The following is a 16,741-nucleotide window of genomic DNA, read 5'->3' on the forward strand; positions in this document are numbered from 1 at the left end:
GCCGTCCTCAGGCGGCAGCGCAGGTCTCCCCGACGGCGGACGCCGCAGTACGCCAGGCCGCGGTGACGGCGTCACGGGCCCGGTCCGTCGCCTCCGGCACCCGGGTGGGGAGCTGCAGCGGCGACCCGATGTGCACGTGGAGGCAGGGCCTGCGCAGCGGCGCCGTGAAGACTCCCGCGAGCTGCTTGGTGCGGCTGCCGGAGCACAGTCGGCGGGAGCCGGCCTGGCCCACGGGCACGACGGGGGCTCCGGTGGCGGCGGCGAGACGGGCCAGTCCGCTGCGGAAGGGGCCCGGGGCGGACTCCCCGGCGTCGCGGCGCGCGGGCAGGCCGCCTTCGCCGTAGAGCAGCACGCTGCGGCCCGAGGCGAGGGCCACGGCAGCGGCGTCCAGGGAGTCCGCGGCCCGGGCGGTACCGCGGTGGACGGCGATGTGCCCCTCGCGGCGCAGCGCCGGACCGAGCAGCGGTACGCGCCACAGGCCGGCGGTGGCCAGGATGACCGGCTCGATCCCGTGCCGGCGCAATGCCGCGACCACGACGGCCGGGTCGGCGAGCGAGGTGTGGTTGGCCACGAGGATGGAACCGGTGGCGGGTCGGGCACCGGGGTCGGCGGTGACGGTCAGCCGCCCGAAGGCGGGGACCAGGGCGGAGGCGATTCGGCTGAGCATGGACGGCCCCGTTCGGTGGTGGTGCGGTGGTGTTGCGGTCCATCGTCGGCGGGGGTGGGGGCGCGGTCATGAGTAGCCGTACTCACCGAATATGACCGAACGGTCACAAGATCGGGGTCGGGGAACGCGTGGTTCACGGCCCGCATCTAGAAGTGCGGCGGGGCCCTCTTCGGGCGCCGCCGAACGGTATCTGCACAGTGTGAGCGGCAAGGCGGGGCTGGGATGAAGACGGCAAGGGTGACGGGCGGTTCCTCGGACGACCCGAAGATCGAGGGAACCACCGTCGCGGGGGCGGACCGTGATGACACGTCCACGGAACCTGACACCGATGACCAGGCGGGGTCGGCCGAGGCCGACGGCGCCGCGGCGGGGAACGACGAGCCGGTGCCCGAGGCCGGGCCCGAGCCCGAGCCCGGCTCGGACAAGCCCGCGGACACCGATTCGGAGGACGCGGCCCCGGAGGCTTCCGACGCCACACGCGTACTCAAGATGCCCGCGCCGGCCTCCACCGCTACCACTCCCGACGACGGTGTCGAGGGAGCCGACGACACGTCCGCGCCCGCCGAGGTTCCGGCGGGACCTGCAGCCGGCACCGCCGAACCCGAGGCTGACGCCGACGCCGCTGGCGAGCCCGAGGGCACGGACGCGGAGGACGAAGCCACGGAGGCTTCCGATGCCACGCGCGTGCTCAAGATGCCGGCGCGTACCACCACCGCTACCACTCCCGACGACGGCGTCGAGGGAGCCGACGACACGTCCGCGCCCCCGGAAGCCCCGACGGGACCTGCAGCCGGCGCCGCCGAACCCGAGGCCGACGCCGACGCCGACGCTCCGGAGGCCACGGCCGACGCCGCCGGCGAGCCCGAGGGCACGGACGCGGAAGACGAAGCCACGGAGGCTTCCGATGCCACACGCGTGCTCAAGATGCCGGCGCCTACCACCGCCGCGCCCGACGACGCCGACACGGAAACCCCGACCGGCCCGAAAAGCCCCGCCACCGAGCCCAGGGCCACGGCCGACGTCCCGAGCGGCACCGACGCGGAGGACGAGGCCACAGAGGCTTCCGACGCCACACGCGTGCTCAAGATTCCCGCGCCGGCCTCCACCGAGCCCAGGGCCACGGCCGACGTCCCGCGCGGCCCGGAAAGCCCCGCCGCCAAGGCCAAGGCTTCCGGGACGAGCCGCACCGACGCCAAGGACGGCGAGCCGGGCGGCCGGGCCGACGAGGAGACGGACGGCGCAGCCCAGGAGCGGTCCGCCGCGGACAAGGCCGCCCGGCCCCTGCTGAAGACGGACGCCGACGCGTCGCGCGACGGGGCCGATCCCGGAGCGGGTCGCTCCGCCGGCCCGGACACCGCCGGTGACGACCGCGACGGGCCGCGGGTGCCCGGATGGGCCAGAGCGGCGAAGGACAAGGACTCCGAGCGGACGAGCCAGTTCGTCGCGCTCAAGGACCTCGACGTCCCGCCGCCCGTCCCGGCGCGCCCCCAGCCGCAGGCACCCGCACCCGCGCGGGCGGCCACCGCGCCGCCCCTGCCGCCGCTGGACCTGCTGGCCGACCTCACCAACACCCCTCCCCCGCCGCAGACCCCCCGGCGGACCGCGCTGCGCCGCGTCAAGGTGTGGACGCCGATCCTGCTGCTGCTCGTCGGCGCCTGCATCGGCGGCCAGATGCTGCGGCCCCTGCCCGCCCCCCGGCTCGTCGCCGCCGAGACCGACCACACCGTCGACGGGCAGTTCTCCATACCGTGGCCCGCCAAGGGCCAGGGCGCCGTTCGCGTCTCCGGCTCCGGCGACATCGGCACCTTCGGCGATCAGAGGCCCGTCCCGACAGCCAGCGTCGCCAAGATCATGACGGCCTACGTGATCCTCAAGGGCCACCCGCTGCGCAAGAACGAGCCCGGTCCCGACATCACGGTCGACGCGAAGACCGTGGCGGACGGCAATTCCGAGCACGAGTCCCGGATCACGGGCCTCACCGTCGGCTCCAGGTTCAGCCAGCAGGACATGCTGAAGATGCTCATGATCCCCTCGGGCAACAACGTCGCCCGCCTGCTGGCACGCTGGGACACGGGCACCGACACCGAGGCCGCGTTCGTGGAGAAGATGAACGCCGCCGCCCGCGAACTCGGGATGAAGGACACCACGTACACCGATCCGAGCGGTCTGGACGCGGGCACCGTCAGCACCGCCACCGATCAGCTGAAGCTCGCCGAGGCGGTGATGAAGGAGGAGGCGTTCCGCGTGATCGTCGCCCTGCCCGAGGCCCCCATCAAGGGCCTGGGCAAGAAGCTCGTCAACAACAACGACCTGCTCACGGTGCAGGGCCTGAGCATCCGCGGCATCAAGACCGGCTCCAGCACACCCGCCGGCGGAACCTTCGTGTGGGCGGCTTACAAGGAGGTCGGTGACGAGAACCCGCTGATCGTCGGCTCGTTGATGGAGCAGCGCGCGCCCGCCCCCGACAAGGACGCCCTCAACAGCCTGGCCCTCGTGAAGGCGAACAGCAAGAAGATCATCGAGGCGGTACGGACGGCCCTCGCCTCCGCCCCGCTCGTCCGCAAGGGCGACGTCGTCGGGTACGTGGACGACGGGCTCGGCGGCCGTACTCCGCTCGTGGCCGTCAAGGACCTGAACGTGCTCAGCGTGCCCGGCCAGCGGTTCGAGCTGTCCCTGAACGCCGGTGCCTCGCCGCTGCCGCACACCGCGAAGGACGGGACGGAGGTCGGTGTGCTGACGGCGGGTGAAGGCGAGGGTGCCAAGAGCGTCCCGGTGGCCGTCAAGGGGGCCTTGGCCGAGCCCTCGTTCGGTACGAGGCTCACGCGTCTCGGCTGAGCGGCCGGTGCCCCCCGGCCAGCGGCCCCCGACCACCGGCTGGGCCGGTGCCGTCCGCCGGTTCGGTCACCGAACCGGCGGGCGGGCGGCTGAGGACGGGCGGCGGCCGGCCGTCAGACGCCGTCCGTGAACAGCAGCCGGTTGGGGGTGCCGGTACCGGTACCGGTCAGGAGGTCTTCGGTGGACGTCTCGACGAGCCAGCCGGCGACCTCCTCGGGCGTGGCGGCCGGGTGCGCGGCCTTGTAGAGGGCCGCCGTTCCGGTGACGTGCGGGGTGGCCATGGAGGTGCCGTCCAGGGCTACGCTGCCGCCGCCGAGCATCGCCGAGTCGATCTGCTGGCCGGGGGCGTGGATCTCGACGCACTCGCCGCGGCTGGAGAATCCGGACTGCTCGTCGGCCTGGTTGCTCGCGGCCACCGTCACCACCCGGTCGGCCGAGGCGGGGGAGACCGTGCAGGCGTCGGCCGCGGAGTTGCCCGCGGCGATGAGCGGCAGGGTGCCCGACTCGGCCACGGCGGTCGCGGCCCTGTTCACGGCATCGGAGCGGCTCCCGCCCAGGGAGACGTTCAGGACGGCCGGCTGCCTGGCATTCTCCGCCACCCAGTCCAGGCCGGCGACGACCGCCGAGTACTCGCCGCGCCCGTCGCAGCCGAGTACGCGGACGCTGACCAGGCGGGCGGCGCGTGCGACGCCGTAGGTCCGGCCGCCGACCGTGCCCGCGACGTGCGTGCCGTGGCCCTCGCAGTCCCGGCCGTTGCCGCCGTCCCCGACGGCGTCGAATCCGGGCTCGGCGCGGCCCTCGAACTCGGCGTGGTCGTAGTCGATCCCGGTGTCGAGGATGTACGCGGTCACCCCGGCGCCGTCGCCGGCCGTGGAGAAGCCGCCGTCGAGCGGGAGGGTCCGCTGGTCGATGCGGTCCAAGCCCCAGGTCGCGGCGGGAACCCCGGCGGCGGAGAGGGCTGCGGGGCCGGCCGGGGTCGGCGGGGCGGAGACTTCCGCGTCCGCCTCCACCGAGCGGACGCCGGGGGTCGTACGGACGTCGTCGAGCTGTTGCGGGGTCAGCGGTACCGCGAAGCCGTTCATCGCGGACCCGTACACGAACGTGGGCTCCAGCCGCAGCCGTTCCGCGAGCCCGGTGGCGTCCACGCCCTCGTCGAGGCTGACGATGTACTTGCCGGGGACGGCGGCGGTGGACACGAGGAGCGGAGCCCGCACGGGTTCCGGGACGTCCGCGGCCGCGGCGCCGGCGAGTGCGGGGGCCGCCGCGATCAGGGCCGCGGTGGTCAGACGTGCGAGCAGGCGCATGGAGGTACTCCCCGGGAGGTCGGCGGTCGTCAGGAGACGGCCGCGTCCTCGCCGTGGTCGGTCGCGGCCTCCCTCTCCTTCGGACGGGGTCCGGGAACGCTTGAGCAGCCGGTCCTCACATGGCCCAGCGCCTGCCGCCGGACCCGTCCGCCGCCGCGGCTGCGGGCAGGGCGGTCACGGCACAGTCCGTGACCGCCCTGCCCGGCCGGGTGCGCCGGGTCAGGCGCCGGGCGGCACCCGGGACGGGCGGCCCGTGCCGCGCGTCAGGCAGTACCCGAAGATGCCCGCGAGGGCGCCGAGTACTCCCCCGGCCGCGGTCCAGAGCCAGCGGTCCGACCACCGGCCGCCGGACCAGCCGTCCTCCGGCTCGCGCAGGGAGCCGGTCACAGTGCCGGCGACCAGCGGCGCGGCGAGGGCCCCGTCCACCGCGTAGGCGCCTCCGGCCTCATGTTCGTCGGCCTCGACGGCCGCGCGTACCGGCAGGCCCAGGTCCTCCTCGGGCAGGTCCACTACCGTCAGCCGGACGTAGTAGCTGCCGGGGAGCGGGTCGTTGGCCCACGGCTCCGCTCCGGCGCGGACCGTGCGCAGGGTGCAGGACAGTTCGACCGAGGCGGCGTCCTTGGCCGCCGACCGGCTCTGCGTGCCGTAGGTGCAGGCCTGTCGGCGGCGCAGGCCGTCGTACACGTCGAGCTGCCAGGTCGAGGCGCCGTGCCGGGCGGCGGACTCGGGCAGGGTGACGGCTGCCTTGACGGTGACGCGCTGCTGGGCGTCGACCGGGAGCACCCAGTACAGGTAGTCGCCGCTGGAGGCGCCGGCCGTGGCCTTCTGGCCGGGCCGGAACGGCGTGGCGGTACGAAAGCTCGTGCCCGCCTCGGTCGGGGCGGACTCGGCTCCGGCGCCGCCCTTACCGGTGGTGGCGCTCGGCGACGGGGTGTCCGCGAAGGCCGTGCCAGCGGCCGTACCGGCCACAGCGAGGGCGGCGGCCGCCGCGAGCAGGCCCGCGGTCAGTGTGCGTACGGTACGCATCAGTTGGTCCTCCAGACGGAGATGCGCCAGCGCGAGATCCATCCCCACACCAGACCGGCCAGCAGTCCGGCCAGCACCAGCACGGCCAGCGTCCACCAGCCGCGCCCGAGGCCGAATGCCGCGGCGTCGGAGGCACTGTCGGGACCGTTCACCAGGTCGATGGTCAGCTCGACGGGCATGCCGGGGGTGGTCTTGACGGACGCGGGAGCGGAGAAGGAGTTGCTGACCTGGAGGCAGACGGTCTCCGCCGCGGGCTTCGCGTCCGAGTCCGAGTCGTCGTCGGTCTCGGCCTTGGGGTAGCGCAGGCCGGTGGAGAGGACGTCGGTCCGGCCGTCGCCCGCCTCCGAGCCGCGTACGATCTCCCGCCCGTGGACGGTCGTGGCGCGCAGCAGGACGCCGTAGTCGTTGTTGACGGCCCGGTCGGCGCCGATGCTCACCGAGGCGCGCAGTTCCTGGCCGGGCAGGACGTCCACCCGGTACCAGCGGTGCTCGCCGAAGGTCTCGCGGTCGCTGTAGAGGCCGGCCTTCAACTGCGGGGCGCCCTCGCACTGCTTGGCGCCCTCGGTCGCGACGGGGTTGACGACCGGGTCGGCGGCCCGGTCGACGAGTTGGCGGACCCTGCCGGAGAGTTCTGCCTTGTGCTGCACGGAGGTGTACGTACCGCCGGTGGCCTCGGCGATGCAGGTCAGCTGGGCCCGGGTCTTGGCGTCCGGGACCAGGCCGAGGGTGTCGATGACCAGGTGGATGCCCTTGGCCGCGATGTCGCGGGCGACTTCGCACGGGTCGAGCGGGGCGCAGGTGTCCTCGCCGTCCGTGATGAGCACGATCCGCTTGGTGGCGTTGCCGCCCTCCAGGTCCTGGGCCGCGCCGAGCAGGGCCGGTCCGATGGGGGTCCAGCCGGTCGGGGCGAGCGTCGCGACGGCGGTCTTGGCCTCGGTCCGGTCGAGGGGGCCCACCTTGTAGAGCTGCTTGGTGTCCTTGCAGCCGAGCGTCCGGTCGTCACCGGGGTAGTCGGCGCCCAGGGTCCGTATGCCGAGCTGGACTTCGGCGGGTACGGCGTCGATGACCTCGTTGAAAGCCTGCTTCGCAGCGGCCATGCGGGACCCGCCGTCGATGTCGTTGGCCCGCATGGAGCCGCTGACGTCCAGGACGAGGTCGACCTTGGGGGGTTCCTTCGCCGTCGGTGCGTCGGCGGCTGTGGCGCCCGCCGGGAAGAGCCCGACGGCCAGTGCGGCGAACAGGCCGCACGCCCTGGCCGCAAGCCGTTTTCTAGTGATCATCGCCGGATCGTATTGAGGATCGTCCGGCAATCCAAAAATCGGGGCGGCGCGGACCGGTCGATATCCAGATGCGCGGGACGGAGCCCGCGGCCTAGGCTGCCCGGATGAGTAGCCGTACCTTCCGTATCACCGTCCGCGGCGCGTTCGACGGGCTGACCGACGACCAGCGGGCCGAGCTGCTCGCGGCCGCGCCCGCGCACGACATGCTGCGTGCGGAGTTCACCGCCGAGGGGCACCTCACATACGACCTGGCGGCCCGTCCGTTCTTCACCTTCCGCTTCCTGGATTCCGGCGAGGCGGAGGAGGATGTCCTCGACGCGACGGCCCGCGCGGAGCTGGCCGCGGAGGGCTGGCTGACGGAACGCGGATACGGCTTCAAGCAGTTGCGGTCGCAGGCCCAGGACCTTTCGCTGGCTCCGCTGGGCAAGCGGCAGCGCCGGGAGGCCGCGCGCGGCGCGGCGCAGGCCTGACCGCGACGTGAACCGGCCAAAGCGGCCGGTGACGGACGGACAGTGACGGAGCGACCGGTGACGGACTGTCAGTGCCGAGCAGCCGGTGACGGACGGTCAGTGCCGGGCGGTCGGGGCGAAGACGGTCGCGAGGTGTGCGGCCAGTCGCTGCGGGGTGGGAGGGCAGAGCCGGGCGCCGAGGTGTCCGTCCGGGCGGACGAGGAAGGCGGTCGGCTGTTCGGCCGCGTAGACACGGGCGAATTCGCCGCCGGTGTCGTGGTAGGCCGCCAGTGCGGCCGGGCCCGCAGGGGTGTCGGGCGGGGTGTCGGCCGGCAGGACGACACACGTCCCGACGCGGCCGCCGGAGGATTCCCGGGCAGTCCGGGCGAGTTCGTCGAGGCCGGTCCCGTAGAGCAGCAGGACGTGTTCGCGCTCGCGCAGGAGGTCGGCGAGGCGGAGCGGGACGGCGGCGATCGGTGAGGTGAGGCCGCCGCAGTCGGGGGCCCGGTCGCCGGGGCGGGGTCCGGGGCCCTCGCCGGGCGGGTCGACGACGGGGCTTCCGCGGTAGCCGACGAGCAGTTGGGCCTCGCGCAGCATCAGGGTGTCGGCGTCCTCGGGGTCGGACTGGACGCCCTGGGCGGAGGCGTGGCGCACGGTGCGGCCGACGACCTCCTCGCCGACCGGCCGGCGTTCGGTGTCGTAGCTGGGCAGGAGGCCGGGGTGGGCGGCGCCGTCGACGGCCAGGGCGAGCTTCCATGCGAGGTTCCAGGCGTCCTGGATGCCGGTGTTCATGCCCTGGGCGCCGGTCGGCGGGTGGATGTGCGCGGCGTCCCCGGCGATGAAGACCCGGCCGTGGCCGTACCGGTCGACGATCCGGTGGCTGATGCGGAAGACCGATGACCAGCGGATGTCGGAGGCGGTGGTGGGGGTCGGCGAGAGGCGGTCCAGGACGGTCTGGATGTCGGCCAGTTGCGGGGCCCGTCCGCCCTGGAGGCCGTGGACGACACCGTCGGCGGCGGCCGCCGCCTGCTGGGCGGTGGACAGTTCGGGAGGCACCTTCATGGACATCCGGTAGCGGCCGCGGCCCGGCAGCGGGATGCACACGAGGACGTCGTCGACGGCGCCGGCGCCGTCCAGGTGCATGGCGCGCAGGGAGTATCCGTACGGCAGGTCCCAGTCGGCCTCGACGTCGGCGAGCATGTACTCCTCGGGGAAGGCGCCGCCCTCGAAGGAGAGCCCGAGCCCCTTGCGGACGATGCTGTGGGCGCCGTCGCAGCCCACGAGGTACCGGGTGCGCAGCTCCTCCTCGGCGCCGGAGGGGGTGTGCAGCCTGCTGGTGACGCCGTCGGTGTCCTGGCTGAAGGACACCAGTTCGGTGCCGCGTTCGACGGCGGTCCCCCAGCGGCCCAGGTGTTCGGCGAGGATGCGCTCGGTCTCGTACTGCGGCAGGGCCGCGAAGCGGTAGGGCACTTCGGGCGGCAGGACGAGGTCGATCCGGGGCTGCTCGGCGCCGTTGACGTACGTGATCTGTCCGCGCATGGGGACGGCCGCGTCCAGGACGGCGCGGACCGTCCCCATGCGGTCCAAGATCTCCAGGGTGCGCGGCTGGATGCCCACGGCCTTGGCGAACGGCAGCGGGGCGGGGAGCCGGTCGACGATGCGGCAGGAGACGCCGCGCCGGCGGAGCTCCGCGGCGGCGGTCAGCCCGATGGGGCCGGCGCCTACGACCAGAACGTCCGTCGTGCTGCTGTGCCCCACTGGCGTCTCCCGGCGTGCGGCCCCCGTCAGAGTCGGTCTGACTCCATGGTGGCCGTCCGCCGGGCGTCCGGCATCTCCGTGCGATCTTCGATCTTCGTGCGGTCTTCGTACGGTGTCGGTTACTCGACGACGAGCTCGACGTCGATGTTGCCGCGGGTGGCGCGGGAGTACGGGCAGACCTCGTGGGCCTGCTTCACCAGGAGGGCGCCCGTCTCGCCGGCCAGGGAGTCCGGGAGCTCGACACGCAGGGTGACCCCGAGCCCGAAGCCGGCGCCGTCCTTGCCGATGGAGACCTCCGCGGTGACCGAGACCTCGCTGGTGTCCGCCTTGGCCTGACGGCCGACCAGGCCGAGCGCGCTGGCGAAGCAGGCGGCGTAGCCGGCGGCGAAGAGCTGCTCGGGGTTCGTGCCCTGCCCGTTGCCGCCCAGCGCCGGGGGCATGGCCAGGGCGAGGTCGATCTGGCCGTCGGAGCTGACGGTGCGGCCCTCGCGGCCGTTGGCGGTGGCGACAGCGGTGTAGAGCGCGTCCATGAGAGTTCCTCTCGCAGAAATGAACCGTGGCGGCGGCCGGTGGTTCCCGACCGCGCTCCACCAGTAGAGCACGCAATTCAGTTGTGCGCAATTCAATGCCGCTCAAGCTTCGCCCCGGTACACTGGCGGACATGACCGAGCAGCCCACCACGACCCGCGCCGACCAGGACTTCCTGCGCCTCGACGGCCAGATCTGCTTCGCGCTGAACGCCGCTAGCCGCGCCTTCGGCGCCCTCTACCGCGTGGTCCTCAAGGATCTGGGGCTCACGTACCCCCAGTACCTCGTGATGCTGGTGCTCTGGGAGCACGGCGAGATGCCGGTCAAGGAGATCGGCCGGCACCTGCGGCTGGACTCGGGCACCCTGTCGCCCCTGCTCAAACGACTGGAGGCGGCCGGGCTGATCAGCCGCGAGCGCAGCACCGAGGACGAGCGCTCCGTGCGCGCCCGGCTGACCGGGGAGGGCGCGGCGCTGCGCGCCCGTGCGGTGGAGGTGCCGCGGCGGATCGCGGCGGCCACCGGCTTCGACCTGGCCGAGGTCGTCGACCTCCAGGCCCGGCTGAGCCGCCTCACCGCCGCGCTGGACGCCGCGGTGCCCACTGAGGAGGCACGGGAGGCGTAGCCGCCGTCCGCGACGGACACTGGGGCCACCCGACCCGAGCGGCGTGCGGCAGGAGGTGGCCGATGGACCCGGTTGCGGCGCTGGACCGGATCGCGTTCCTGCTGGAGCGCTCACTGGCACCCACCTACCGGGTGCGGGCCTTCCGGACGGCGTCCGCCGTCGTCGCGGGCATGGGCCGGGAGGAAGTGGCCCAGCGGGCCGCCGCCGGCTCCCTGGAAGCAGTCAGGGGCCTCGGCCCCAAGACGGCGAAGGTCGTGCAGGAGGCTCTCGCCGGCACGGTGCCGTCCTATCTGCAGGCCCTGGAGGACGAGGCCGCCGCGCTTCCCGAGGGGCCTGCGGCCCCGCCCGCCGCCGCCGCGCTGCGGGCGGCGCTGCGCGGGGACTGCCACCTGCACTCGGACTGGTCGGACGGCGGCAGCCCGATCGAGGCGATGGGCCGGGCGGCGGCCGGTCTGGGCCACGAGTGGGCGGTGCTGACCGACCACTCGCCGCGGCTGACGGTCGCCCGGGGCCTCTCCCCGGACCGGCTGCGCGAACAGCTCGACGTGGTGGCCGAGCTCAACGCCGGCTGGGCGCCCTTCCGGCTGCTGACCGGGATCGAGTGCGACATCCTCGACGACGGGGCGCTCGACCAGGAGCCGGAGCTGCTGGAACGGCTCGATCTCGTCGTCGGCTCGGTCCACTCGAAACTGCGGATGGACGCGCCCGCGATGACCCGGCGGATGGTGGCGGCCGTAAGCAATCCGCTGATGGACGTCCTGGGCCACTGCACGGGCCGGCTGGTCACCGGCCGCGGCCGTCCGGAGTCGCAGTTCGACGCCGAGGCGGTGTTCGCGGCCTGCGCGGAGGCCGGTACCGCCGTGGAGATCAACAGCCGGCCCGAACGTCTGGACCCGCCGCGGCGGCTGCTGCGGCTGGCCGTGGCGGCCGGAACTTTCTTCGCGATCGACACGGACGCGCACGCCCCGGGCCAGCTGGACTGGCAGGTCCTCGGCTGCGAACGGGCCGTGGAATGCGGTGTCCCGACGGAACGCGTCGTCAACACCTGGCCGGCGGACGACCTCCTGGCCTGGACCCGCACCCGGCGCGCGCCTTAGGGAGTGTCGTCGAAGTGGCGTCGGCCGCCCGAAGGGCGGGGTCGGCGCCCCGCCGACCAGGCGGGACTTTGACGACACGAGCCAGGGGTCTCACCCTGCCGCTGCGCGACGCGTTCCCGTGGCACGACGCTCAGGGGCGGAGTTCGGCCGCCAGCAGGATGACATCGGCTCCGGCCACCGCCATCACCGTGCGGAAGGGGATCCTGCCCGCGGGTCTGCGGGATGCGAGGAGCAGGGCCGCGGCCGTCGCGGCCAGCAGCGCCCAGCCGTACGCCGTCACCCGCCCCGGCGGTCCCGCCACGAGGGCCGCGGCCGAGCCCAGGACGAGCAGCCCGGCCAGGGCGGCCGAGCGCCGGGCACCGAGCCGCTGGGGCAGTCCCACCACGCCGGTGGCCAGGTCGTCGTCGATGTCGGGCAGGACGTTGGCGAAGTGCGCGCCCGCGCCGAGCAGGGCCGCGGCCGCCATCAGCCACGGCGGCGGCCAGGGCGCACCGGGCAGGCCGAGGGTGACGAAGGCGGGCAGCAGGCCGAAGGCCAGGGCGTACGGGGCCCAGGAGACGACCGTGCCCTTGAGCCGCAGGTTGTACGCCCAGGCGGCCGCCACACCGGCCAGGTGCACGCAGCCGGCGGGCGCACCGGCCGCCAGCGACAGCGCAACGCAGGCCAGGAGCGCCACCGCGGCCGCTCGGGCCACCGCGGCGGGTGACGCCGTACCGGCGACCAGGGGCTTGTCCCGTCGGCCCGTGACCCGGTCGCGCGACAGGTCGGCCCGGTCGTTGCACCAGCCCACCGACAGCTGGCCGGCGGCCACCGCCCCGGCGGTGAGGGCGACCCCCGGCGGGCCGTGGCCCGCGGCGACCGCCAGCACGGCGGTGAAGAGGGTCACGGCCAACGCGGGCAGCGGGTGGCACGCCGCCGGCAGGCCCGAGAGGGCACGTCCGGCGCGGGCGACCGCACCACTGCCGCCGTTCTCGGTGATCTGCGGGGTTCGCACGGGCACGGCGACACGCTATGCGGCGCCGCGCCCGAATTCGGTGATTCGTAACGAAGTGTCAGTTGTTTTCTATGGTGACTCAATGACACGTGTCCTGGCAGTGCGCAGCGTGTTCCCGCCCCATCGCCATCCGCAGGCCGAGATCACGGAGGCGCTCGCCCGCTTCCTGCCTCCCGGCTCCGACACCGCCCTGCTGCGCCGGGTCCACGCCTCCGTGGGCGTGGAGAGCCGCAATCTCGCGCTCCCCCTGGAGCGCTACGGGCCCGCGAACGACTTCGGCACGACGAACGCCCTGTTCGTGGAGACGGCCCTCGAACTCGGGCCGCGGGTGCTCGAACTCGCCCTCGCCGACGTCGGCGTGACGGCTTCCGAGGTCGACCTGGTCATGTCGACCACCGTGACCGGGCTGGCGACGCCCTCGCTGGAGGCCCGCCTCGCCACCCGGGCCGGGCTGCGACCCGACGTACGCCGGCTGCCGCTCTTCGGCCTCGGATGCGCCGCCGGAGCCGCCGGGCTGGGCCATCTGCACGACCTGCTCGCGGGGCGGCCCGGCCACGCGGCGGTCCTGCTCTCCACCGAGCTCTGTTCGCTCACCCTCCAGGCCACCGACTCCTCGATGGCGAACCTGGTCGCGGGCGCCCTCTTCGGCGACGGTGCGGCCGCCCTGGTGGCGGTGGGCCACGACCATCCCCTGCACGCGACGGGCGCCGGCCCCGAAGTCGTCGCCACGCGCAGCCGTCTCTACCCCGGCACCGAACACCTCCTCGGCTGGGACATCGGCCACTGGGGCATGCGCATGGTGCTCGGCCGTGAACTCCCGGACCTGGCACGGCTGCACGTGGCCGAGGAGGTGGAGAGCTTCCTCGCCGCCCACGACCTCAAACCCGCGGACGTCGACGCCTGGATCTGCCATCCCGGCGGCCCGAAGATCCTCGACGCGCTCTCGGACGCGCTGGGGCTGCCGGAGTCGGCGTTCGCGGCGAGCCGGCGTTCGCTGGCCGCCGTGGGCAACCTCTCCTCCGCCTCGGTCCTGCACATCCTCGAAGGCGTCCGCAGTGCCGGACCGCCGCCCGGGTCCGTCGGGCTGATGCTCGGCTTCGGCCCCGGCTTCGCCTCCGAACTCGTCCTCCTGCGCTGGTGACCCCGGTGAACTCGATGACCTCACTGACCTCGCTGACCTCCATGAGCCTGTACCTGCTGCTCATCTGCCTCGTCGCCGCCGAGCGGCTCGCCGAACTCGTCACCGCCCGCCGCCACGCCGCCTGGAGCCTGGCGCGCGGCGGCCGCGAGTACGGCCGCGGCCACTACCCGGCCATGGTCGCCCTGCACACCGCGCTGCTGGTGGGCTGCGTGGTCGAACCGGCGGTGGCGGGGCGGCCGTTCGTCCCGCTGCTCGGCTGGTCGGCCCTCGCCGTCGTCGTCGCGGCGCAGGGCCTGCGCTGGTGGTGCATCGCCGCCCTCGGTCCGCGCTGGAACACCCGGGTGATCGTCGTACCCGGACTGCCGCTGGTGGAGCGTGGCCCGTACCGGGTGCTGCGCCACCCCAACTACGTGGCGGTGGTCGCGGAGGGGGCCGCGCTGCCCCTGGTGCACTCTGCCTGGGTGACCGCACTCGGCTTCACCGTGCTCAATCTGGTGCTGCTGCGCGTACGGATCGGCTGCGAGGACGCGGCCCTGACGGACGGCGGACGGCTGCGCGCCCCCGCCTCCGTCCCGTCGACGGGTGCGCCGTCATGATCGACCTGCTGATCGCGGGCGGTGGTCCCGCCGGGCTGGCGACCGCCATCCACGGCGCCCTCGCCGGCCTGGAGGTCGTGGTGGTGGAACCGCGGCCCACCCCCATCGACAAGGCCTGCGGAGAAGGCCTGATGCCCGGGGCGGTCCGCCGCCTCGGAGAGCTGGGCGTGTCCGTGGCCGGGCAGCCGTTCCGCGGCATCCGCTACGTCGACGACGCGAGCGGCCTGCAGGCGGAGGGGCTCTTCCGGGCCGGGCCCGGCCTCGGCGCCCGCCGTACGGACCTTCAGGCCGCGCTCGCCGAGCGGGCGGCGCGGCTCGGCGTACAGGTCCTGCCGCAACGCGTCGGCCAGGTGCGCCAGGGCGTCGACCACGTCACCGCGGCCGGGCTCACCGCCCGCTACCTCGTGGCGGCGGACGGCCTGCACTCCCCCGTCCGGCGCGGACTGGGCCTGTCGGCGCCGGCCACTGCCCGCAGGCCGGCCCGCTACGGCCTGCGCCGCCACTACACCGTCGAGCCGTGGAGCGACCTCGTCGAAGTGCACTGGTCGCCGCGGTGCGAGGCCTACGTCACCCCGCTGGCGCCCGACCGGATCGGCGTGGCGGTCCTCACCACCGACCAGGCGCCCTTCGACGAACAGCTCGCCCGCTTCCCCCGACTGGCGGCCCGGCTCGCCGGTTGCGACGACACGCCCGTGCGCGGCGCCGGGCCGCTGCGCCAGGGCGCGCGCGTACGCGTCGCGGGGCGGGTGCTGTTCGTCGGGGACGCCGCGGGATACGTGGACGCCCTGACCGGCGAGGGGCTCACCCTGGCCGTGACGGCCGCGGGCGAGCTGGTGCGCTGCGTACGGGCGGGTCGGCCGCAGGCCTACGAGCAGGCCTGGCGCGACCTGTCGCGTAGCTACCGCGCCCTCACCGAGTCGCTGCTCTGGGCCCGTCGGCGGCCGCGCCTCGCACCCCGGATCGTCCCGCTGGCCGCACGGCTGCCACGCGTGTTCACGAGGGCGGTCAACCTGCTCGCCTGAAGCTGAGGGCTGAGGGCCGAGGCGGAGGCGGAGACTAGGGCCGAGGCGGCCGCAACCGCCGCAGCGGCACCCCGCGCGCGGATGCGCGGGGTGCCGCTGCGGCGGTTGCGGCCGCCGGTCGGTCAGCCCGAGGTCTCCTGCCGGTTCCTCAGTGCGAGACCGGCCAGGACCGCGCCGGCCGCCGCGCTCAGCATGACGGCGGCCGCGGCCCAGGTCTGCGAGCCGCCCACGGTGCCGGCCAGCGGGTCGAAGGCGAGCGAGCCGCCGATCACGTGCAGGGCGACCACGCCCAGCGCCGTGCCCGCGCCGGCCCGCCACACGGCCGTGGTGTCGCGCAGCGCCACCAGCCCACCGATGCCCAGGCACACCGCGGTGACCAGGAGGGGCAGGAGGCCGAGCGGTCTCGCCGGCGGCAGGGCCATCACATCCTCCGGCAGGTGGAGGGCACCGCTGACCAGCAGGGCGATCGCCACCGGCCAGCGCAGTGCGTGCCGCAGCGCCGGCGTGCGGGCCGCTTCCCCGGCGCGGGCGGGAGCGGGCCGCCGGGACTGCACCTGCACCTGGTGGGGCGCGTCGTACAGGGTCGGATACGGGACTCCGTACGGCTCCTCGCGCCGTCCCGGGGACGGAGCCGCGGCCGGTACGGCGGGTACGGCCGCCCTGGCGGCTCCGGCGGGCCCGGTGCGGTGCTGCTGTTCCGGCTCGCCGGGCGCGTCCTTGCCGAGGATGTTCACCAGCAGGGCGACGTCCTCGATCGACCGTCCGACGGCGGCGGCGCGCAGCGTGATGTCCGCTTCGCCCACCTCCTGCGGGGCCTCGCCCAACAGGGTGACCATCCGCTGTACGTCCTGCACGGGCCGGGTCACGGCGGCCGTGCGCAGCGCGTCGTGTCCGGCGTCGGGCAGTGGGCCGTCCTCCTTGAGGAGGCTCACCAGCGCGGTGACCTCCTCCACCGGACGGCAGGTGGCGGCGGTTTCGAGGAGGGTCCGCATGCGCTGGGTGGTCTGCGCGTCGGAGGCGTCGGGCGGGTCGGGCGGGTCCAGGGCCTCGGATGTGTCTGGGACGTCGACGGCGTCCGGTATGTCCGAGATCTCCGGGGCGGTGGTGTCGGGGGTCCCGTGGCGGTCTTCGTGTTGCGTCGCCGCGAGAGCGATGGGGTCATTCATGGAAAGCTCCGTTCGCCGACGCGCGGGTCTACGCAATCGCGCGCCGGTCATCGTGCGTCATGGGAAGCGCACGCTTTGTTACATTGAGGGCCACTTCCGCCCACTGCGCCATTCGGGGCGGGCAAACGGGGGTCCCCGCCCGGGCCACTGGTGGTGTCGTGAAAATACCCCCCGGGCGGCGGGGCGTTTTAGGCCCACCCCCCGGTAAAGGGCAGGGACCGGCCCCCAAAACAGGCAAACCGCGGCGGGGCGCGCG

The 16,741-nt window shown here is 74.3% G+C and carries 15 protein-coding genes; 7 read left to right on the plus strand and 8 right to left on the minus strand.

The features are described 5' to 3' along the window. Positions 1-7: 7 nt before the first annotated feature. On the minus strand, positions 8-667 hold the full coding sequence (locus ACZ3X1_RS01330) for a lysophospholipid acyltransferase family protein (protein ID WP_362631950.1): 660 nt from the start codon (positions 665-667) through the stop codon (positions 8-10). A 222-nt stretch (positions 668-889) separates the two neighbouring features. On the opposite strand from ACZ3X1_RS01330, the gene ACZ3X1_RS01335 reads away from it, so the two are divergent. Continuing rightward, on the plus strand, positions 890-3,502 hold the full coding sequence (locus tag ACZ3X1_RS01335; RefSeq protein WP_467275482.1) for a D-alanyl-D-alanine carboxypeptidase family protein: 2,613 nt from the start codon (positions 890-892) through the stop codon (positions 3,500-3,502). A gap of 113 nt (positions 3,503-3,615) precedes the next feature. Here the strand turns inward: ACZ3X1_RS01335 and ACZ3X1_RS01340 are convergent, their stop codons facing one another. The 3 genes from ACZ3X1_RS01340 to ACZ3X1_RS01350 form a co-directional block, all read right to left on the minus strand. Beyond that, positions 3,616-4,806 carry a S8 family peptidase gene (locus ACZ3X1_RS01340; RefSeq protein WP_467275483.1) on the minus strand — a complete coding sequence of 397 codons (1,191 nt, stop codon included), beginning with the start codon at positions 4,804-4,806 and terminating at the stop codon, positions 3,616-3,618. A gap of 219 nt (positions 4,807-5,025) precedes the next feature. Further along, positions 5,026-5,832: a hypothetical protein gene (locus ACZ3X1_RS01345; RefSeq protein WP_467275485.1), complete on the minus strand. Its 807-nt coding sequence runs from the start codon at positions 5,830-5,832 to the stop codon at positions 5,026-5,028. Continuing rightward, positions 5,832-7,112: a VWA domain-containing protein gene (locus ACZ3X1_RS01350; RefSeq protein WP_362631956.1), complete on the minus strand. Its 1,281-nt coding sequence runs from the start codon at positions 7,110-7,112 to the stop codon at positions 5,832-5,834. Before ACZ3X1_RS01350 ends, ACZ3X1_RS01345 begins: the two co-directional genes overlap by 1 nt. Positions 7,113-7,216: 104 nt before the next feature. Here ACZ3X1_RS01350 and ACZ3X1_RS01355 point away from each other — a divergent pair, with 104 nt between their 5' ends. After that, the gene (locus ACZ3X1_RS01355) at positions 7,217-7,582 is read left to right on the plus strand and encodes a DUF6204 family protein (protein ID WP_356815801.1); all 366 of its coding nucleotides are present in this window, start codon (positions 7,217-7,219) and stop codon (positions 7,580-7,582) included. 96 nt (positions 7,583-7,678) lie between these two features. Here ACZ3X1_RS01355 and ACZ3X1_RS01360 read toward each other — a convergent pair whose 3' ends face one another. Together ACZ3X1_RS01360 and ACZ3X1_RS01365 are read right to left on the minus strand one after the other, a co-directional pair. Further along, complete coding sequence (locus tag ACZ3X1_RS01360; RefSeq protein WP_467275489.1) at positions 7,679-9,319, minus strand: FAD-dependent monooxygenase; 1,641 nt, start codon at positions 9,317-9,319, stop codon at positions 7,679-7,681. 119 nt (positions 9,320-9,438) lie between these two features. Beyond that, the gene (locus ACZ3X1_RS01365; protein WP_356815798.1) at positions 9,439-9,849 is read right to left on the minus strand and encodes an organic hydroperoxide resistance protein; all 411 of its coding nucleotides are present in this window, start codon (positions 9,847-9,849) and stop codon (positions 9,439-9,441) included. A 131-nt stretch (positions 9,850-9,980) separates the two neighbouring features. On the opposite strand from ACZ3X1_RS01365, the gene ACZ3X1_RS01370 reads away from it, so the two are divergent. Then, complete coding sequence (locus tag ACZ3X1_RS01370) at positions 9,981-10,469, plus strand: MarR family winged helix-turn-helix transcriptional regulator (RefSeq protein ID WP_467275491.1); 489 nt, start codon at positions 9,981-9,983, stop codon at positions 10,467-10,469. A gap of 62 nt (positions 10,470-10,531) precedes the next feature. After that, complete coding sequence (locus ACZ3X1_RS01375) at positions 10,532-11,566, plus strand: PHP domain-containing protein (protein ID WP_467275493.1); 1,035 nt, start codon at positions 10,532-10,534, stop codon at positions 11,564-11,566. 130 nt (positions 11,567-11,696) lie between these two features. Here the strand turns inward: ACZ3X1_RS01375 and ACZ3X1_RS01380 are convergent, their stop codons facing one another. Then, entirely contained in the window at positions 11,697-12,566 is an 870-nt protein-coding gene (locus ACZ3X1_RS01380) for a UbiA family prenyltransferase (RefSeq protein WP_467275495.1), read from the minus strand. Positions 12,567-12,642: 76 nt separating this feature from the next. On the opposite strand from ACZ3X1_RS01380, the gene ACZ3X1_RS01385 reads away from it, so the two are divergent. The 3 genes from ACZ3X1_RS01385 to ACZ3X1_RS01395 are packed head-to-tail and all read left to right on the plus strand — an operon-like array spanning position 12,643 to position 15,319. Continuing rightward, positions 12,643-13,701, plus strand: a complete 1,059-nt coding sequence (locus ACZ3X1_RS01385) for a type III polyketide synthase (RefSeq protein ID WP_467275497.1) — start codon at positions 12,643-12,645, stop codon at positions 13,699-13,701. A gap of 41 nt (positions 13,702-13,742) precedes the next feature. Next, positions 13,743-14,297 carry an isoprenylcysteine carboxyl methyltransferase family protein gene (locus ACZ3X1_RS01390; RefSeq protein ID WP_356815802.1) on the plus strand — a complete coding sequence of 185 codons (555 nt, stop codon included), beginning with the start codon at positions 13,743-13,745 and terminating at the stop codon, positions 14,295-14,297. Next, positions 14,294-15,319, plus strand: a complete 1,026-nt coding sequence (locus ACZ3X1_RS01395; RefSeq protein ID WP_467275499.1) for an NAD(P)/FAD-dependent oxidoreductase — start codon at positions 14,294-14,296, stop codon at positions 15,317-15,319. Before ACZ3X1_RS01390 ends, ACZ3X1_RS01395 begins: the two co-directional genes overlap by 4 nt. 122 nt (positions 15,320-15,441) lie before the next feature. Here ACZ3X1_RS01395 and ACZ3X1_RS01400 read toward each other — a convergent pair whose 3' ends face one another. Beyond that, on the minus strand, positions 15,442-16,485 hold the full coding sequence (locus tag ACZ3X1_RS01400; protein ID WP_467275501.1) for a hypothetical protein: 1,044 nt from the start codon (positions 16,483-16,485) through the stop codon (positions 15,442-15,444). Between the last annotated feature and the right edge of the window lie 256 nt (positions 16,486-16,741).

The sequence above is a fragment of the Streptomyces sp. NPDC023541 genome, from assembly GCF_055559995.1.